Annotated in this window: 16 protein-coding genes; 6 read left to right on the top strand and 10 right to left on the bottom strand. The window is 77.2% G+C overall.

The genetic code is table 11. The features are described from left to right. Positions 1-18: 18 nt before the first annotated feature. The 3 genes from ACFXAM_RS16475 to ACFXAM_RS16465 all read right to left on the bottom strand — a co-directional run bounded on the left by ACFXAM_RS16475 (position 19) and on the right by ACFXAM_RS16465 (position 1,791). A complete protein-coding gene (locus ACFXAM_RS16475; RefSeq protein WP_380291702.1) occupies positions 19-441 on the bottom strand; it encodes a hypothetical protein in 423 nt (140 codons plus the stop codon). 100 nt (positions 442-541) lie between these two features. Further along, entirely contained in the window at positions 542-997 is a 456-nt protein-coding gene (locus ACFXAM_RS16470; RefSeq protein ID WP_380291700.1) for a DUF5990 family protein, read from the bottom strand. A gap of 62 nt (positions 998-1,059) precedes the next feature. Then, on the bottom strand, positions 1,060-1,791 hold the full coding sequence (locus tag ACFXAM_RS16465; protein ID WP_380291698.1) for a TSUP family transporter: 732 nt from the start codon (positions 1,789-1,791) through the stop codon (positions 1,060-1,062). Between the two features lie 184 nt (positions 1,792-1,975). On the opposite strand from ACFXAM_RS16465, the gene ACFXAM_RS16460 reads away from it, so the two are divergent. Further along, positions 1,976-2,248, top strand: coding sequence for a hypothetical protein (locus ACFXAM_RS16460; protein ID WP_380291696.1), 273 nt, complete (start codon positions 1,976-1,978; stop codon positions 2,246-2,248). Positions 2,249-2,252: 4 nt separating this feature from the next. Here ACFXAM_RS16460 and ACFXAM_RS16455 read toward each other — a convergent pair whose 3' ends face one another. Both ACFXAM_RS16455 and ACFXAM_RS16450 read right to left on the bottom strand, forming a co-directional pair. Beyond that, positions 2,253-2,915 (bottom strand): phosphoribosyltransferase, encoded by a 663-nt coding sequence (locus ACFXAM_RS16455; protein WP_380291694.1) that lies wholly within the window; start codon positions 2,913-2,915, stop codon positions 2,253-2,255. A gap of 1,161 nt (positions 2,916-4,076) precedes the next feature. Next, on the bottom strand, positions 4,077-5,159 hold the full coding sequence (locus ACFXAM_RS16450) for an alpha/beta hydrolase family protein (RefSeq protein WP_380291692.1): 1,083 nt from the start codon (positions 5,157-5,159) through the stop codon (positions 4,077-4,079). A 93-nt stretch (positions 5,160-5,252) separates the two neighbouring features. Between ACFXAM_RS16450 and ACFXAM_RS16445 the strand changes: the two genes are divergently transcribed. Then, positions 5,253-6,218, top strand: coding sequence for an ArsR family transcriptional regulator (locus tag ACFXAM_RS16445; protein WP_380291746.1), 966 nt, complete (start codon positions 5,253-5,255; stop codon positions 6,216-6,218). A gap of 15 nt (positions 6,219-6,233) precedes the next feature. On the opposite strand, the gene ACFXAM_RS16440 is transcribed toward ACFXAM_RS16445, so the two are convergent. Further along, positions 6,234-7,217, bottom strand: coding sequence for a hypothetical protein (locus ACFXAM_RS16440; RefSeq protein ID WP_380291690.1), 984 nt, complete (start codon positions 7,215-7,217; stop codon positions 6,234-6,236). Positions 7,218-7,425: 208 nt separating this feature from the next. On the opposite strand from ACFXAM_RS16440, the gene ACFXAM_RS16435 reads away from it, so the two are divergent. Continuing rightward, positions 7,426-7,860 (top strand): ester cyclase, encoded by a 435-nt coding sequence (locus ACFXAM_RS16435; protein ID WP_380291688.1) that lies wholly within the window; start codon positions 7,426-7,428, stop codon positions 7,858-7,860. Positions 7,861-7,985: 125 nt separating this feature from the next. Continuing rightward, a complete protein-coding gene (locus tag ACFXAM_RS16430) occupies positions 7,986-8,933 on the top strand; it encodes a molybdopterin-dependent oxidoreductase (protein WP_380291686.1) in 948 nt (315 codons plus the stop codon). A gap of 14 nt (positions 8,934-8,947) precedes the next feature. Here the strand turns inward: ACFXAM_RS16430 and ACFXAM_RS16425 are convergent, their stop codons facing one another. From ACFXAM_RS16425 to ACFXAM_RS16415, 3 genes are all read right to left on the bottom strand, one after another. Next, positions 8,948-9,265 carry a DUF6191 domain-containing protein gene (locus tag ACFXAM_RS16425; protein WP_380291684.1) on the bottom strand — a complete coding sequence of 106 codons (318 nt, stop codon included), beginning with the start codon at positions 9,263-9,265 and terminating at the stop codon, positions 8,948-8,950. Between the two features lie 29 nt (positions 9,266-9,294). Next, a complete protein-coding gene (locus ACFXAM_RS16420) occupies positions 9,295-11,781 on the bottom strand; it encodes a tetratricopeptide repeat protein (protein WP_380291682.1) in 2,487 nt (828 codons plus the stop codon). A 244-nt stretch (positions 11,782-12,025) separates the two neighbouring features. After that, positions 12,026-12,727 (bottom strand): alpha/beta fold hydrolase, encoded by a 702-nt coding sequence (locus tag ACFXAM_RS16415; RefSeq protein WP_380291680.1) that lies wholly within the window; start codon positions 12,725-12,727, stop codon positions 12,026-12,028. A gap of 170 nt (positions 12,728-12,897) precedes the next feature. Here ACFXAM_RS16415 and ACFXAM_RS16410 point away from each other — a divergent pair, with 170 nt between their 5' ends. Next, positions 12,898-14,484 (top strand): AMP-binding protein, encoded by a 1,587-nt coding sequence (locus tag ACFXAM_RS16410; RefSeq protein WP_380291678.1) that lies wholly within the window; start codon positions 12,898-12,900, stop codon positions 14,482-14,484. A gap of 24 nt (positions 14,485-14,508) precedes the next feature. Here ACFXAM_RS16410 and ACFXAM_RS16405 read toward each other — a convergent pair whose 3' ends face one another. Next, positions 14,509-15,723, bottom strand: coding sequence for a Dyp-type peroxidase (locus ACFXAM_RS16405; RefSeq protein WP_380291676.1), 1,215 nt, complete (start codon positions 15,721-15,723; stop codon positions 14,509-14,511). Positions 15,724-15,799: 76 nt separating this feature from the next. Between ACFXAM_RS16405 and ACFXAM_RS16400 the strand changes: the two genes are divergently transcribed. Beyond that, the coding region (locus ACFXAM_RS16400; protein WP_380291674.1) for a nitrous oxide reductase family maturation protein NosD at positions 15,800-16,998 on the top strand (1,199 nt) is incomplete at its 3' end.

The following is a 16,998-nucleotide window of genomic DNA, read 5'->3' as shown; positions in this document are numbered from 1 at the left end:
CCGCCGCCGTGCGGGCGCCTATCTGCGCGAGACCGAGAGGGTGTCGAGATCGGGTGGCGGCGCGCCCGGCCACGGGATGCCGGGTGCGGGGGCCGGGCGGTGCGGCGCCGGGTCGGCGGAGCCCGCGGCGGCGAGGCCGGACGGCGGCGGGGCGTCGAGCGGGACGCCGCGCGCGGGCGCCGTCGAGGAGCAGACCCGGTGCTCGGCACAGGCCTGGGCGGGATGCTCGGCGACGGTCGACGCCCGGTGCCCGGCGGGGTGCCCGTGGGCGGGCGCCGTCGGCATCGCCACCGCCATCGCGGCGTGCGGGGCCGGGACGACGCCGGGCGGCAGGCTGTGGTGGCCGATCAGCCCGAGGGCGGTCAGCAGCACCAGGACCAGCGCCGCCCCGGCCCCACGGCGACGCCGGTCGCGGGAGGGTGGGGCGGCGTCCGGACACATGCGGTCACTATACCCGGGGCCGGTATGTGGGGCGGGTAAACGGGGCCGGTGACCGGGGCCGGTGAGCGGCCGGGCGGGTCGTCGGGCGGGTGACCGGGCGTCAGGCTCCGGCCGTCCACACCACGGCCGGGGGCCGGACGGCCGCGCAGAGCGGCTGCCCCTCGGCGTCCGTCAGGCCGAGGCGGGCGACCAGCCGCCCGGCCGCCACGGCCTCGGCGAGCACCTGCCGGTCGACGGCGTCGAGCATGAGCTTGGCCCGCCGGAACATCGTGAAGCCACCCGCGCGCCCGGCCGTGCCCCACACCAGGTAGACGAAGCGCTGCCCGGGCCGGCCCTGGATCCACGGACCCCTGAGGTCGATGCCGCCGGAGACGGGGCTCGCCGTGCACTCCAGTGTCCAGCCCGCCGACAGCGCGTCACCGGGCTGCGGATCGAGGAGTTCGCCGGGGCGGTCGCGCCGCTGGACGGCGACGTGGACGTCCCGGTAGCCGGGGAACCCCGGGGCGGCCGGGCAGGACCGGCCCGGAAGGTCGACGGCTTCGATGCGGAGCAGCACGGACCCAGCCTGCCCTCCGACGGCGGCCGTGACACCGGAACCGGGGGCGACCCGTCGCACGCTCAGAGCTCCCCGAGCCCCTTGCCGAGGGTGGCCAGGCCGCCGGCCAGCGCCAGGGCCAGCACCACCGTGCGGGCCCGGCGCTCGGCCACCCGCTCCGCCAGCACCTTGCCGAGGCCCGCGCCGAGCACGATCCCGGCCGCCGTCGTCGACCACGCGGGCACCGCGAGGTGCGGCACCCCCTTGGCCGCCAGCGAGAAGAGGTTGACGGCCACCCCGTAGAACTGGGCGTTGGGCACGAACTCCCGGGCGCTCCAGCCCGTGTTCACCGCGTACAGCGAGACGGCCGGACCGCCGACCCCGGCGGCGGAGTTCATGAACCCGCTGGCCGCACCGGCCGCCAGGGCGCCGCGCACGCCGCGCAGCCCGGAGGCCCGCACCCCGCGGATCACCAGCAGCGCCGCCGCGCTGACCAGCAGTCCGATCCCGATCAGCAGGGCGGGCGCCGGCACCCGGGCGGCCGTCCAGGCACCGGCCGGAACGGTGCACGCGGCCGCGCCGATCAGCGGCAGCATCCGGGCGAGCCGCACCTGCCGCCAGCTGTCGGCCAGTCCGATCGCGCTGATGACGCCGGCCGCGCAGTTGGACAGCGTCACCCCGTCCCCCGGCCCCAGCAGCAGGACCAGCGCCGGTCCCGCGACCAGCGCGAAGCCGACGCCCGCCAGCCGCTGCACGGACGATCCCACCAGGACCACCAGGCCCAGCACCAGCACGACACCCCACCCGCCCGCCACGGAACTCCCCCCTGTCCCGGACGTCGTCGCCGCCGGCCGCGGCGCCGGAGCCCCGGACTCCCGCGCGGCACCGGACCCTACGCGTCCGGCACCGGCCGCTCGACCGAATTTCACCCATCGGACTCCCACGAACTACTACACGCCTGTAGAGTTGACCTCCACCGCCCACCCAGGAGGGGGAGACATGGCAGACCATCCCGGGCAGTACACCGCAACGTCCCGCCCGCCCGCCGCACCCGGCTGGCGGCCGCCGGAGCACGAGGTCGAGCCCGCCTACCAGCCGGTCCAGATCACCCGGGCGGACGGCAGCTGGGCGGTGGGCCGGATCAACGCCTGGTGGCGCCCGGCCGGCGCCCCGCCCTGGTGCCGCGTCCGCGCGATGGGACGCGGCGAGGCCCCGGCCTGGATGCCGTTCGACCCCGAACGTCTGCTGCTGCTCCCGGCCACGGGGATCTGACCCCTCACCCCGGGGTCCGGCCCGGCGGCCGGCGCAGCAGGACCGCCACCTCGCGGTCGGTCACGTCACGGAAGTCGCCGTACCAGGGGCCCACCGCGTGCAGATAGGTCGTCTCGCGCAGACAGAGCAGCACGTCGACGACCCGGCGCAGCACCGCCGCCGAGCGGGCGTCGCACACCGGGGCGGCCAGCACCAGCCGGTCCGGGCCGCAGCCGCGCAGCGCCCGCACCGCGGCCGGGGCGACCGGGCCGTACACCACCCCGTCGGTGACCAGCACCACCGTCCGCCCGTCCACCGGCAGCGCCGGTCTGCGGTCCCGGTACAGCTTCTCCAGCCGGTGCAGTTCCACCCGCTGGTGGGCCACCTCGGCGTCGAGGTCCTCCTCCCGCAGCCGGAGCGCGCGCATCATCCGGCGGTTCAGCACCGGCGGGCACTCGTCGGCGAGCGCGCCGAGCGGGGTGCCGTTGCCGGGCGCGTTGAGCGGGCGGGCCACCACCACGTCCAGCGGGGCCGCCAGCGCCCGCGCGACCTCGGCCGCCACCGCGACACCGCCCGGAGCCAGCCCGACGACGACCGCCCGCTCCCCCGCGCGGGCACCCAGGTACGCACTCGTCCGCCGGGCCAGCCTGCGCCCGGCGTCCCTGCGGTCGGCGAACAGCGCGGTCACGTCCTCCTCCACGGCCGGTCGGCGCCCCTGTCGGTGCGCCTACCCGGCGCGACGGCCGCCACACACGGTTGCCGGGGCCGTCGCGCACGGTGGCCGAGGCGGCACAGGGCGGCCTCGCCGCCGAGCACCCGCCGCCGGTCCGGCCGCCCTGCACCGGCTCCGTTCGAGGGGGCGGCGCGGGCCCGGCCGGGGCGCGGCGGCTACTGATGTCCGCAGGCCGCCCGTGGCGGTCCCTCCCGAGGCCACCTGCGGGGCGGGGGCCGGGGCCGGGGCGCCGGTCGCGACCGCGCTCGGGAGCCGGGGCGGCGGGGCGGCCCGGCTTCCGGCGAACTCCCCAGTGCCGCGCCGCCACGTGCCCCGAGGCCACGACACGGTAGCCGCAGGCCCAGGCGGCGAGGCGACACTGCTCGCGGCAAAACTCCCCAGAACGGCACGCCCGGGCACACGGCCACGTCGCCACGGGCCTCGACCCGACGACACGGTGCCCGCCGGCCCGGACGGCGAGACAGCCCCGCCCGCCGAGGCGCAGCCGGTACCCCCAAGCGCGTCGCCGCGCAGTCACGTGGCCCGAGGCCACGACACAGTGGCCGCAGACCCAGGCCGCGAGGCACCGAGGCGACACCGCCCCCTGAGGCACAGAACAGCGTCCCCAGACGCACGGCCGCCCCGTCACGTGGCCCGGGGTGCTGACGCACTGGCCGCACGCCCCGGCGGCGAGACACCAGGACGGTCCCGCTCGCAGGGAACAGAACGGCACCCCCTGCGGTCGCCGCACAGTCACGTGATCCGAGGCCGCGCGAGGCACCGAGGCGGCACCGCCCCCCGAGGCACAGAACAGCGCCCCCAGACGCACGGCCGCCCCGTCACGTGGCCTGGGGTGACGCGGCGCTGACCGCACGCCCCGGCGGCGAGACACCGGGACGGTCCCGCTCGCAGAGAACAGAACGGCACCCCCAGGCGCGTCACCGCGCAGTCACGTGACCCGAGGCCGCAAGCCCAGACGGCGAGGCACCAGGGCGGCACCGCTCCCGGGGCGCAGAACGACATCCCAGCCCTACAGCCTCGTCGCCACGTACCAGGGGTAACCCGGCGCTGGCCGCAGGCCCGGGCCGCGAGGCGCCGGGGGCGAGCCCAGCCCCGGTCGGCCGCACCGCGCTTCCGCTACGCCAGATGACGGGCGAAGAAGGCCCCCACGCCGCGCCGGACCCGGGCGAGTGCCGCCCTCGGGTCACCGGTCCCCACGAGGGCGTCGCGGGTCGCCGCCGTGACCAGGCCGGCGGCCCGCAGTCCCGCGACGAGCGGGCCGTAGTCGGTGAACGCCCAGTGGTTCGCGTCGGCGAGCAGCGCCCGCCGGCCGGGGAGGCCCGCCCAGGAGGCCTCGATCCGGGCGGCGCCCTCGAAGAGCTCGCTGCGGAACAGCAGCAGCGGACGGTCGGCTCCGGCCGGTGCCGGGTCCAGGTCGAGGTAGCCCTCCAGGTTCGCCACCGCGCCGACCCGGTGGTCGCCGCGGGCCGCGTGGACCACCGCCGTGCCGCCCGCGGAGTGCCCGTACAGGCCGATCCGGCCGAGGTCCATGACCGGGGCGAGCGGCAGGGTGCCGAGCCGGTCCAGGACCAGCCGCAGGTCCGCGATCCGGGTGTCCGTCATCGTGCGGAAGGTCGCCGGATCCGGGGGGCCGGTCAGCACGGTCGTCCGCAGGCCGCTCGGCAGTTCCACCTGGGAGGCGTCACCGGGGTGGTCGACGAGGACGACGACCCGGCCGTGGCTCGCGAGGTCCTCGGCGAGGCTCGTGCCGAGCGTGCGGGAGTCGCCGCCGCCCGGCGAGTACACCAGCACCGGCCGGCGCCCGGGCAGCGGCGGCGCGGCCGGGTACCCGTGGGTGAGGACCGATCCCCAGTCCACCGCCCCCGGCCCCGGCAGCCCCGGGTGGACGAGCGGCGCGTAGCCGGCGAACTCCCGGGCCTCGGCCGGGGTGAGCTGCGGGGCCCGCGGGAGGCCGCGCACCGAGCGGGCCGGGTACAGGACGGTCAGCATCACCTCGCGCGGGCCGCCCACCCACGGGTCGGTGCGGGCGGGGTCCGTCAGCGCGACCGTCCGCAGGCCCACGGGGTGCGGGCCGCCGGGCGCGGGCAGCCGCAGCACCGGCCCGCCGCCGGCGGTCGCGGCGGCCGCGGCGGCGGTGGGCAGCAGGGCGGCGGCGGTGCCGCCTAGAGTGGCCTTCAGAAGAGTGCGTCGGGATGTCATGCGGCCATCCTCGGGACGGGACCGTCCCGGCGCGAAGGTTCAGGCCCTGGCCGAAAGGCCGGCGCGGGACGGGGGATCGTGGGAGCCGTGGGAGTGCTGCGCGTCCACTTCACCGCGGCGGACTTCGCCCGGCTCCGCTTCGCCCCCCGCCCGGCGCCGCTCCAGGAGTTGCACGCCGCCCTGGCGACGGCGGTGGATCCGCGCGGCGGGCCGCTGTTCGCCCCGTGGCGCGGCCGGGTCCTGCGTTCCCTCCCGGCCGCCGCCGGCCCGCTCGCCGACCTGGTTCCCGGGGGCCGCCCGCCGTCCTTCCTGGACGTGCTCGGCGACACCCTGGCGGACGGCTTCGAGCGGATCCGCGCCACCGCCCCCGGGCTCGTGCGCGCCGAACTGGAGCGCGTCCACGGGCCGTTGACCGCGCCCCGCTGGATCCACGGCCTGCACGAGGGCGACGGGGCGGCCTGGCGCACCCTGCGCCGTGCCCAGCAGGCCGCGTTCGGGGCGGTCCTCGCCCCGGTCTGGTCCGTCGTCCAGGACCTGCACCGCGAGGAGTTCGCCCGCTACGCCCTGGCCGTCGCCGAGCACGGCCCGGCCGCCGCGCTGACCGGCCTGGCCCCCGGCAGCCGGCTGCACGGGGGCGTGTGGGAGTGGCCCGGCGCAGGACCGGCCCGGGACGTCGTCCTGGGCGGGCGCGGCCTGGTGCTGCTGCCGACCTTCCACCACCCGGCGGGCCCCCTGCTCCAGGACGCGCCGGACCGTCCCGCCGTCCTCACCTACCCCGCCGGTCCCGGGCTGCCCCCCGCCGCCGGGCGCCCGGAGGACCCCTCCGAGGCCCTGGCCGCCGTCCTGGGCCGCACCCGGCTGGACGCCCTGCGCCTGCTCGCCGAGCCCCGGACCACGACGGGCCTGGCCCGCGCCCTGCGCGTCAGCAACGCGACGGCCTCCGCCCACGCCGCGGCGCTCAGGGCGGCCGGACTGGCGACGACGGCCCGCACCGGCCGCTCGGTCACCCACCGGCGCACGGCCCTCGGCACGCTGGTCGCGGGCGGCGGAGCGCCGTAGCACGCGACGGGCGCGTCACGGCGCGGCTTCCAGGCTCGGCGCGTTCGACGACGGCCCCGGCCCGTAGGCCGACGGGTGGGCGGCCGTGGACAGCACCCTCAGCATCAGCTCGCCGTAGGCCACACCGGCGGCGCCCGCCGCGGTGGCGAAGCTCGCCGTCTCCAACAGCGCGGGCAGCGCGTTGACTTCGAGCCAGTACGCCCGCCCGTCCGGCGCCAGGACGAAGTCGCTGCGGGAGTACCCGCGGCAGCCCAGGGCGCGATGGGCCGTCACGGCCGCCCGTGCCATCCGGTCGGCCGCGCCGGCCGGGACGTCGGCCGGGCAGCGGCGGGCGACGCCGAGCGCGTGCTTGGCGTCGTGGTCGAAGAACTCCCGCCCCGAATCGATCTCCAGCACCGGCAGGGCGGCGCACGTGCCGTCGGCGTCCTGGAGCACCCCCACGGTGACGGACCTTCCGACGACGAACGGCTCGACGAAGACCCGGCGGCCCACCGCCCGGTGCCGGGCGAGGGTGTCGGCCAGCTCCTCGTGGGTGCGCGCCACGGAGATGCCGGCCGAGCACCCCTCCGCTTCGGGCTTGACGATGGCCGGCAGGCCGACGCGGTCCGCCGCCCGCCGGGCGCCGTCCGGCCCGGCCCCGTCCAGCTCCGTCCCCCGGACCTGCGCCAGGACGTCGACCCCGGCCGCCGCCACGCGCTCCTTGGCACTGGGCTTGTGCATCGACCGGACGCTCGCGGTGACCCCGGAGCCGGTGTACGGGATGCCCAGGGCGTCCAGCACCCCCTGCAGCGTCCCGTGCTCCGCGTAGTCGTCGGCCAGGCCGAGGAAGGCGACGTCCACGCCCCGGAGCCCGTCGACGGTGCGGGGATCACCGGCCTCGACCACCCGGACCGTGTGGCCCACGGCCCGGAACGCGTCCGCGGTGACCGCGGCCGACCGTGCCAGCGCCGCACGCCGGCCGGGCTGCTCGCCGCCGACGATGATCCCGATCTCGGCCATGTTCGTCCTCTCGGTGCACGGCGGGAGAGTCGTACGGGACGCGCGGGGACCGGCGGTGCCGTCGGTCACGTTCCGTGTCCCCGCTGTCGCTTGAGCAGTACCCCCCGGCCCCGGGCCCTACTCCAGGCGCGGCGGGGCCGTGTCACAGATCGCGCCCGGCATCCGTCCTCCGTACGGCTTTCCGTTTTTCCGACAGGAGGAGGACCCCGTGTCCACGTCCACCACCACCGCCCATGTGGCGACGCTGCGCCGGCTGCACGACGCCGTCGGCTCCGGTGATCCGGAGCTGGTCGCGGCGACGATCGACGAGGTCGCCGCACCGGACCTGCTGGTCCGCACGCCGCTGCCGCTCGACACCACGGGGGTGCAGGCGCTGAAGCAGGTGTTCACCACGCTCCTGCGGGCCTTCCCGGACCTGCGCGTCACGGTGGAGGACGTGATCGCGCAGGGGGACAAGGTGGTCAGCCGCAACACCGTCACCGGCACCAACCTCGGCGAGTACCTGGGCCGTCCGCCGACCGGGCGCGCGGTCAGGTACGACGAGATCTTCGTCTTCCGCTTCGCCGACGGCCGGATCGCCGAGACCTGGGGCGTCGTCGACCTCCTCAGCCAGCTCCGCCAGCTCGGCGTCCTGCCGTCCTGACGGTCGTCACGCGGTGTCCGGGAAGCCGCCGGGGCGGGTGGGTGGACACGGATCGTTCGGGGCCGGAATCCTTCCTGTAGTCCACCCCGGTCCTCCCGGGCCGCCCGACGACGTACGGAGCCCGTGTGCAGGCAACGCCCGCCGATCCGAGCACGCCCGACGCCTTCCTCACCCCCGTCGAGCACCTCTTCGTCCGGAGCCACCTCGCTCCGCCCCCCGAACTCGACGCCTCCGCCTGGACGTTGACCGTCGAAGGCCTGGTGGAGCGACCGCTCTGGCTGGACCTCTCGGCGCTGCGCGGGCTGCCGCGGACCCGCCTGACCGCCGTCCACGAGTGCTTCGGCAGCCCGTCGCGCCCCGACGTCCCGACCCGCGCCGTGGCCAACCTGGAGTGGTCCGGCGTCGCGCTCCACCACGTCCTGGCCCTGGCGGCCCCGCGTCCGCGGGCCCGGCACGTCTGGTTCGAGGGCGCCGACCGGGGCGCGTTCGCGGGAGAGCGCGGGTTGGCCTATCTGAAGGACCTCCCGCTGGAGCGGGCCCGGGAGGAGGTGCTGCTGGCCGACACCGTCAACGGCGCACCGCTGCCGCACCGGCACGGCTTCCCGGTGCGCGCGGTGGCGCCCCGGATGTTCGCCACCAACTCGGTCAAGTGGCTGACCCGCGTGGTGCTGGCCGACCACCGGCCCGAGCACCTGTTCACCACCCGCCTCTACACCCGCGTCCCGCCGGGCGGCGGCGCCCCGCAGCCGGTGCGGGACGTCGACGTCAACAGCAAGCTCCTCGGCCCGTGCGACGGCGCACGCGTGCCGGCCGGGCCGCACGAGGTGACGGGCCGGGCGTGGAGCTTCACGCCGGTCGTCTCGGTGGAGGTCGCCGTCGACGACGGCGGCTGGCGGCCCGCCGCCCTCCAGCCGCGCGGCCCGCACCCCGTCTGGCAGCGCTTCGCCCTCCCCTGCCGTCTGAGCCCCGGCCCGCACCGCATCCGCTGCCGCGCCACCGACGCGCGCGGCCGCGTCCAACCGCCCGGCGGGGCCCGGAACGCCGTCCACACGGTGGAGGTGCTGGCCGTCTGAGCACGGCGGCGGCGCTACCGCTGCTGCTCCACGTAGGCGATGCCGAGGTCCAGGTCGAAGCGGGCGCGGGGCGGGGCGCCGGCGTGGTCGTCGTCCCGCAGGACCAGTTGAGTCCGCCGCTGCTCGACCTGGACGCGCTTGTTGGCGTTGAGGAAGGCGTGCAGTTCCTCCGTCGCGGTGGCACCGAGGCCCGCCCCGCCGGGCCTGGTCCGGGCGGCCAGGCGGCGGGCCAGCCACCCCGGCCGGCCCGAACGGACCACCAGGTGCCGGGCGGCCGCGAGGGTGAAGGGCACGATCACCAGCGCCGTCATCAGGAGCAGACTCGTCAGCATCACCATGCCCGCCCAACGCGCGGAGCCCGCTAGGCCGTTCCCTCCGGGACGTGCCGGGCCCCGGCGAGGTCCTCGCGGGCGGCGCGGGTGTAGGGGTGGTCCTCGCCCAGCCGCTCGTGCTGGATGCGGAGGATCGCCTCCAGCTCGGCCCTGGCCGCTTGACGCTCCCCCGCGCCGAGGAGCGCCAGGGCGAGGGAACGGCGGGCGGGGAGGCCGGCCAGGTGGGTGTCGCCCCACCGCTCGCGTTCGTGGGCGACCACCGCCTTCAGCTCGGCCAGTGCCGCCTCCAACTCCCCCAGGGTGAGGCGCACCACGGCGAGGTTGTGCCGGATGACGAGGGTGTCGGGGTGCGTCTCGCTCCGCTCCTTCCGGTTCGCGAGAGCCAGCTCGTAGGCGGCTCTCGCCTCCTCCAGCTCCCCCAGGTCGTAGAGGAGTTGGGCGATCTTGGCGAAATCGGCGGGCGACTCGGGAGCGTCCTCGCCGAGGCCGCCGCGCCGGGCGGCGAGGATCGCCTCGAACTCGGCCCGGGCCGCCTCTGCCTCGCCCAGGTCACGCAGCACCAGGGCGAGGCGGTGCCAGGTGACGAGCGTCCCGGGGTGGTTGCGGCCGGACGCCGCGTCCCGGACGGCGAGGATCGCCTCGAACTCGGCCCGGGCCGCCGCCAACTCCCCCTGGTCATGGAGGATCTGGGCGAGCTCGTGCCGGGTGGCGAGGGTGAAGGGGTGGGCGTCACCGAAGGCCGCCCGGCGGGCGGCGAGGACCGCCTCGAACGCGGCCCTGGCCGCCTCCGACTCCCCCGTGGCGGCCAGCACCAGGGCAAGGTCGTGACGGGCGTTCAGCGCGCCCGGATGCGTCTCGCCGGCCCGCTCGCACTCGATGGCGAGGACCTCTTCCAGCTCCGCCCGGGCCGCCTCGAACTCGCCCAGGTCACGCAGCACCCGGGCGAAGTGACGCCGGGTGACGAGCAGGTCGGGGTGGGTGTCGTCCACCCGCTCGCGTTCGAGGGCCAGAACCGCCTCGTACTCCGCCCGGGCCTGGGTGAGCAGGCCTCCCACCCAGAGGTGACGCACGGCCAGGTCGACCGCGTCGGTGATCTCCAGGAAGTCCTCGTCGTCGAGGGAGCCGGTGTCGACCCGGTGGAAGCCGTCCAGGACGTGCGGCGAGAGCAGCCGCCAGACCCTCCCGAACTCGGCGTCCTCCGGCGCCCCGGTCTCCTCCGCGAGGGCCGCCACGACCAGCAGGCGCAGCGCGGTGCGCCCGGCCCCCGCCGTGCGCGAGGCGTCGCGGACGAGGGGGTGCATGCGCAGCACGGGGAGCGTGTCGGGGGCGGGGTCGGGGAGGTCGATCAGGCCGAGGGCGGCGAGGGCGGTGAGGTGCTGCCACAGGGCCGGCCCGTCGAGGGTGGCGAGCGGGCCGGCGTCGGCGAGGCGGTCGGGGGTGAGCAGGAGGGTGTACGGGAGGTCCGCGTCGGCGAAGGAGGCGATCAGCTCCAGCAGGCCCCGGGCGTGGGCGTGGCCGCGCTGGTCGAGCAGGTCGAGGGACATCGCCCAGGTCCGGGGCAGCACGTGCGCGGGGTCCAGGCCCCGCGGGCCGTCCTCCCACGCCCGCCGGTAGTCGGCGTACGTGGTCGGGGTGCCGGGGGCCCGGAACGGGGCCGGGGTCCGGCCCGCCTCGGTGAGGTAGGTGCCGGCCAGGCGCAGGGCGAGCGGCAGGCCGCCGAGGCGGGCGGCGAGGGCGTGCGCCTCGGCCTCGGTGCCGGCGGTGTCCGGGGCGTGGTCGCGCAGGATGCGGGCGGCGGCGGCGAGGCGCTCGCCGGTCAGCGGTTGCAGGGGGTGCAGCCGGGCCGCCGGCCCCCAGGTGGCGGGGGTGCTCTCGCGGGTGGTGACCAGGACGGTGCCGGCTCCGGTCGCGGGGCGGATCCAGCCGGTGCCGGCGTTCAGTGCGCCCGGGCCGTCGAGCAGGGCCGGGTCGTCGGCGTTGTCGACGACCAGCAGCCAGGGCGCGTCCAGCCGGTCCAGGTGGGACCAGAGGACGTCGGCGGTGTCCCCGCGCTCCAGTTCCTCCGCGGCGGCGCCCGCCTGACGGGCGACGGCGCGCAGCGCGGCCTCCAGGGCCGGGCCGTTGCGGGCCTCGACCCACCACACCCGGCAGCCGGCCTCGGTGCGGCGGGCGGCGAGCTCCAGCGCGAGGGTGGTCTTGCCGCAGCCGCCCATCCCGCACAGCACCAGCAGCCGGTCACCGGCCGGTGCGGCGGCCTCCAGCCGGGCCAGGGCGTCGGCGCGGCCGCGCAGCGGGCGGCTCGTGTCGCGCAGGCCGAGCGGCGGCGCCACGGTCACCGGGACGGCCGGCTCGACGGGCTCCGTGGCCCGCAGGACGATGTCGGCGCGCCCGGCCTGGACGACGGCGCCGTGCACCGTGCTGTCCGTCAGCCGGTTGTGCACCCGGGTGCCGGCCTCGTCCGCACCCCCGAAATCCCCGCCCACCTCGTCGCCCCCACAGCCCTGTGCCTCCGTCACCCCCATTCTCGCCCACCGCGCCACCGACCGGCACGGGCGGGGGCCGGGGCGCGGCCGGGGCCCGGCTCAGCCGCCCGACAAGGCGCCCCCCGGGGCGTGTCCGGTGCATCAGGTCGGCCGAGGCCGTGGCGGCGTGGATGCGGCGGGGTCCGTGCGGCGGGGGCACCGCCCGGCCGGTGGCCGGGGGTGTGCGTGCCCGGCGTCGCGGACCCGGCGCGGCCCGGCCCGGTCGGCAGGGCGTGCCCTACAGCCCCGCCCGGTACGCCTCCAGCCGCTCGGCGAGCTCCTCCGGGTGACCGAGCATCGGGAGGTGGTCGCCCGGCATCTCGTCCGGCCGGAAGCCGAGCCGTTCCTCGACGTGGCGCCGCAGGAAGGCGGGCGGGAAGAAGCGGTCCCCGGCGGCGAGCAGGAACCTGGTCGGCACCTGCGGCCAGGCCTTCAGCGGCCACGGCGCCCCGAACGGGGTCGCCGACTGCCGCCGCTCGTGGCCGGCGAGGAGTTCCTCGGCCAACGCGGCCGGGGTGTCGTGCAGGAACAGGACGCGCTCGTCCTCCTCCACGCCCTGCGGCACCCCCCGGTCGAGGTCGGCCGCACGGCGGGCCGGCCAGTACCCGGTGTTCTCCCACCACGCGCCGGGGGACTCCGCCGGGGCCGGCACCTGGGCCTGGAGCATGACCAGCAGGTCCACCGGCAGCCGCTCGCACACCAGCGGCCCGGTGAAGCCGCCGAAGGAGTGGGCGACGACCACGAGCGGGCCCCGGCGCTCGCCGCTCGCCGCCACCGCGGCCACCACCGCGTCGGCGTACTCGGCGAGCCCGGCGGTGTCGTCCTCGCACGGCAGGTCCGGTGCGACCACCCGGTGGCCGCGCCCGCGCAGCCCGGCCGCCAGCGGCCGCCAGCACCAGGCGTCGGCTGCCGCGCCATGGATCAGAACGTAGGTCGCCACGGATCACTCCCGTCCGGACCGGACCGTTCCAGTCCCGCCCGCGAGCCTACCGAACGACGGGCGGCCGGGGGGCGCACGGATGCTGACGCGGCATCACCGATGCGCCCGCGAAAAGACGTTCACGCCCCGTTCCCACCGGACGGCGGCGGGGGCGGGGTTAGCCTGGGCCCATGGTTGCCAACGCCAACGAAGAAGTAGCCGTGGGCGACGCGGAGTTCGTCAGCGGCCCCGAGCTGATCCTCCGGTCCCTCGCATCCGGACCCGACCGGCAGGCCCTGGTCACCGCCGACGGCGCCGCGGTCTCCGCCGGCGCGTTCGCCGCCGCCACCTACCGCCTCGCCCACGAGCTGATCGCCCGGGGCGCCGCGCGCGGCACCACCGTGACCCTGCTGACCGGCAACACCCCCGAGGCCCTCGGCGCCCGGTACGCGGCCGGTCTCGCGGGCGCCCGGGTGGTGACCCTGTACGACGGCATGAGCGCACCGGTCCTGGCCGACATCACGGCGAGCGTCGACACCACCGTCCTGCTCGTGGACGCCGAACGGTACGCCGAGGCCGCCCGGCTGCTCCCGCTGCTCGACGTGCCCACCGTCCTCACCCTGGGCCCCGGACCCGGCCCCGGCCCCGGCGGCACGGCCCTCGGCGAGGACGTCATCGCCGCCTCCGCCCACCGCCCCGCCGAGGCGCCGGGCGTTCCGATCGACCCCGGGGACGACCTCGGCATCCGCCACACCGGCGGCACCACCGGCATCCCGAAGGGCATCCTCAGCCTGCACGGGCCCTACCTGCGGGTCTTCGACGCCCCGATCGGCAGCGGTTCCGCCGACGCCCCGCCCCGGCTGCTCGTCGCCACCCCGCTCGCCCACCTCGCCGGGATCCTCGCCGACCTGGCCCTCCGGCGCGGCGGCACGGTGGTCCTCCAGCGCTCCTTCGACCCGGGCGCCGTCCTGGAGGCCGTCGAGCGCGAACGCATCACCGACTTCTGGGTGCTGCCCCCGCTGCTGCACCAGCTGCTCGACCACCCGGCGGTCGGCCGCACCGATCTGTCGAGCCTGCGGCAGATCCTCTACGGGGGCAGCGCCGCCTCGCCGGTCCGGATCCGGGAGGCGCTCAAGGTGTTCGGGCCGGTCATGACCGGCATCTACGGGATGTCGGAGGCCCAGCTGGTCTCCGTGTTCACCCCGCAGGAGCACGAACGGCTCGGCCCGGGCGGGCCGGTCCCGGTCGGACGGCCGGTGCCGGGCGTCGAGGTGGCGGTCCGTTCGCTCGACGGCGCCGACCTGCCGACCGGCGCCGAGGGCGAGATCCACCTGCGCTCCGACACCGTCATGGCCGGCTACTGGAAGCGGCCCGACCTCACCGCCGCGGTGCTGCGCGACGGCTGGCTGAACACCGGCGACGTCGGCCACCTCGACGAGGACGGGTACCTCCACCTCTCCGACCGGGTCAAGGACCTGATCATCGTGGTCGGCGGGCACGTCTACCCCTCCGAGGTGGAGGACCTGCTCCTCACCCACCCGGCCGTCGCCCGCTGCGCGGTCTTCGGGGTCCGCGACGAGCAGGAGGCGGAGCACGTCCACGTCGCCGTCGTCCCCGCCCCCGGGCAGCGGCCGCGGCTGGACGAACTCCGCGCCTTCGTCACCGCGCGCAAGGGCCGGATCTACGCCCCCGAGGTGCTCCACCTGGTCGAGGAGATCCCGCTGACGCCCGTCGGCAAGCCGGACAAGAAGCGCCTGCGCCGGGCCGCCACCGGCTGACGGCCGGCCACCGCCGGGCCGGGGTCACGCCCAGAGGTGGCCGCCGAGGGTGCCGCCCTCGGGGGCGCCGGGGAGGACGTAGACGACGGCGGAGGCGGTGTGTTCGAGGAAGGGGTTGAGCGCGTCGCGCTCGGCGAGGCGGTTCTGGACGCGGGTGAACTGGCCCGGGTCGCGCATGAAGGCGCAGAACAGCAGGCCGCGGTCGCCGGGCGCGTCGTCGTAGCTGTAGCCGCGGCGCAGCATCCGGGCGCCGCCGTCGAGGCGGGGGCCGGTGAGGCGGACGTGGGAGGTGGCCGGGATGACGTAGGCGCCGTCGGGGTGCTTGGCGTAGAGGTCCGGTTCGTCGCGCTCGGCGGTGCCGGTCAGCGGGGCGCCGTCGCCGGCGCGCCGGCCCATGGCGAGGTCCTGCTGCTCCCCGGGGAGGGCGGCGAAGGCGGCGGTGTCCATCCGGATCCGCCGGTAGACGAGCACGGTGGCGTCCTGGTGCGGGCCGGGCGGGCCCCAGACCCACTGGCGGGCGGCGTCCTCGTCGGGGTTGGCGGTGCCGTCCTTGAAGCCGAACAGGTTGCGGGGGGTGACGCCCGGCGCGGTCGGGGGCAGGAAGCCGGACTGCGCCCAGCGGGGCGCGGCGCCCGCGCCGTGGGCGGCCGTGGTGGCGAGTTCGGCGACGACCGCGAGTGTCCAGGGATCGGCGGCGGACAGCTGGAGCAGCAGGTCGCCGCCGCCGCGGGCCGGGTCGAGGCGGTCGCCGGGGAACGGCGGCAGTTCGGCGAAGCCGGCGGGGACGGCGAGGGCGAGCCGGGCGGCCAGGCCGGGGCCGAGGCCGACCAGCGAGGTGAACCGGGACGCCGCGCCGTCGGCCCGCAGGCGCGGGTCGGGCGACGGTCCCACCGCCGCGGCCAGGGTGCGGGTCCAGGCGGTGAGCAGGGTGCGCAGGGCCTCGCGGCCGTCGGCGGCGGTGGCCTGCGGGAGGTCGAAGGCGAGCAGCCTGGTGGCGGGCAGCTGAGGTGCGGTCAGTCCGGACTGCCGGGCGCCGTGGAAGGGGATCGGCGCGGCGGGCGGCGGCGCGCCGGGGGTGGCCGCGCGGACCGGCGCGCGGTCGTGGTCCACCAGTTCGCCGACCGCCGCGCCGACGCCGGCGGCGAGTACCGCCCCGGCCGCCAACAGCGCCCGCCGGCGCCCGACGCCGGGGGCGGCGGGAAGGTCCGAAGGCGACGCGTTTTCCGGTTCGGTGGGCATGCGCCCTATTGGAGACGATAAAACACGTGCCATGCAAATCACGTTTCCTGATCGTCAGTCACCCCGCAGGACCGCTGTGACCTCGCTGGTCGTCGCGGTCGCCCTGGCGGCCGCCGGGTGCTCCTCCTCCGGCCCGGCCGCGGAGGACGCCAGGCATCCGGCCGGGAGCGTGGTCCGCGTACCGGAGGACTTCCCGACCGTCCAGAAGGCGGTGGACGTCGCCCGCGAGGGCGACACGGTGCTGATCGGCCCCGGCACCTACCGCGAGAGCGTGCGCGTCACCGGGCGGAACGTGGTGCTGCGCGGCACGGACCGCTCCGCGGTGGTGTTCGACGGCGGGCTGAAGCTGGCCAACGGCATCACCGCCACCGGCCCCGGCACGGTGGTGGAGAACCTCACCGTGCACGGCTACCTGGCCAACGGCGTGCTGTTCACCGGGGTGACCGACGAGAAGCTGCAGCAGCGCGGCGCGGGCGGCTCGGCGTACGACCCGCTGGACACCCGGCGCTTCCCCCCGGTGGAGGGCTTCCGGGCGACCCGGGTGACGGCGTACAACAACGGCCTGTACGGCATCTACGCCTTCGACGCGCGCGCCGGGGTGATCGAGGAGTCCTACGCCTCCGGGCACGCCGACTCCGGCATCTACGTCGGCCAGTGCAAGCCCTGCGACACCCTGGTGCGCGGCAACACGGTGGAGCGCAACGCGGTCGGCATCGAGCTGACCAACGCCTCGGACAACCTGTCGATCCTGGGCAACCGCGCGGCGGGCAACCGGGTGGGCGTCACGGTGAACTCCAACGACCTGGAGGCGCTGGCCCCGCAGCACGGCGCGGTGATCGCGGGCAACGTGGTCGTCGACAACAACGCCGCCGACTCGCCGCAGCAGGCGGACGGCGGCTTCGGCATCGGCATCGGGATCGGCGGCGGCACGGAGAACCGGGTGGAGCGCAACCTGGTGCGGGGCAACCGGGCGGCCGGGGTGATCGTCACCGATCCGGCGGGCCACCCGGCGAGCGGCAACCGGGTCGAGGGCAACCAGGTGGACGGCAACGGCGCCGATCTGGTGCTCGCCTCCGTCGACCCGGCCAACTGCTTCGGCGGCAACCGGCCCGTGACGCAGAGCCCGGACGGCCTGGAGGCCGCGGCGGCGTGCGGCGGAGCGGGGCGCGGGCCGCTGGCCGCCGGGCGCCCGGCGCCGGTCCAGGCGCCGCCCGGTGTGCCGTTCAGCCGGGTGCCGGCGCCGTCCGCGCAGCCGTCGCTCACCGACCCGGCGGC

The sequence above is a fragment of the Kitasatospora sp. NPDC059462 genome (assembly GCF_042749955.1).
Taxonomy (GTDB): domain Bacteria; phylum Actinomycetota; class Actinomycetes; order Streptomycetales; family Streptomycetaceae; genus Kitasatospora.
The sequence above is the reverse complement of the archived record's forward strand: the minus strand, read 5'-3'. Positions and strand labels throughout refer to the sequence as shown.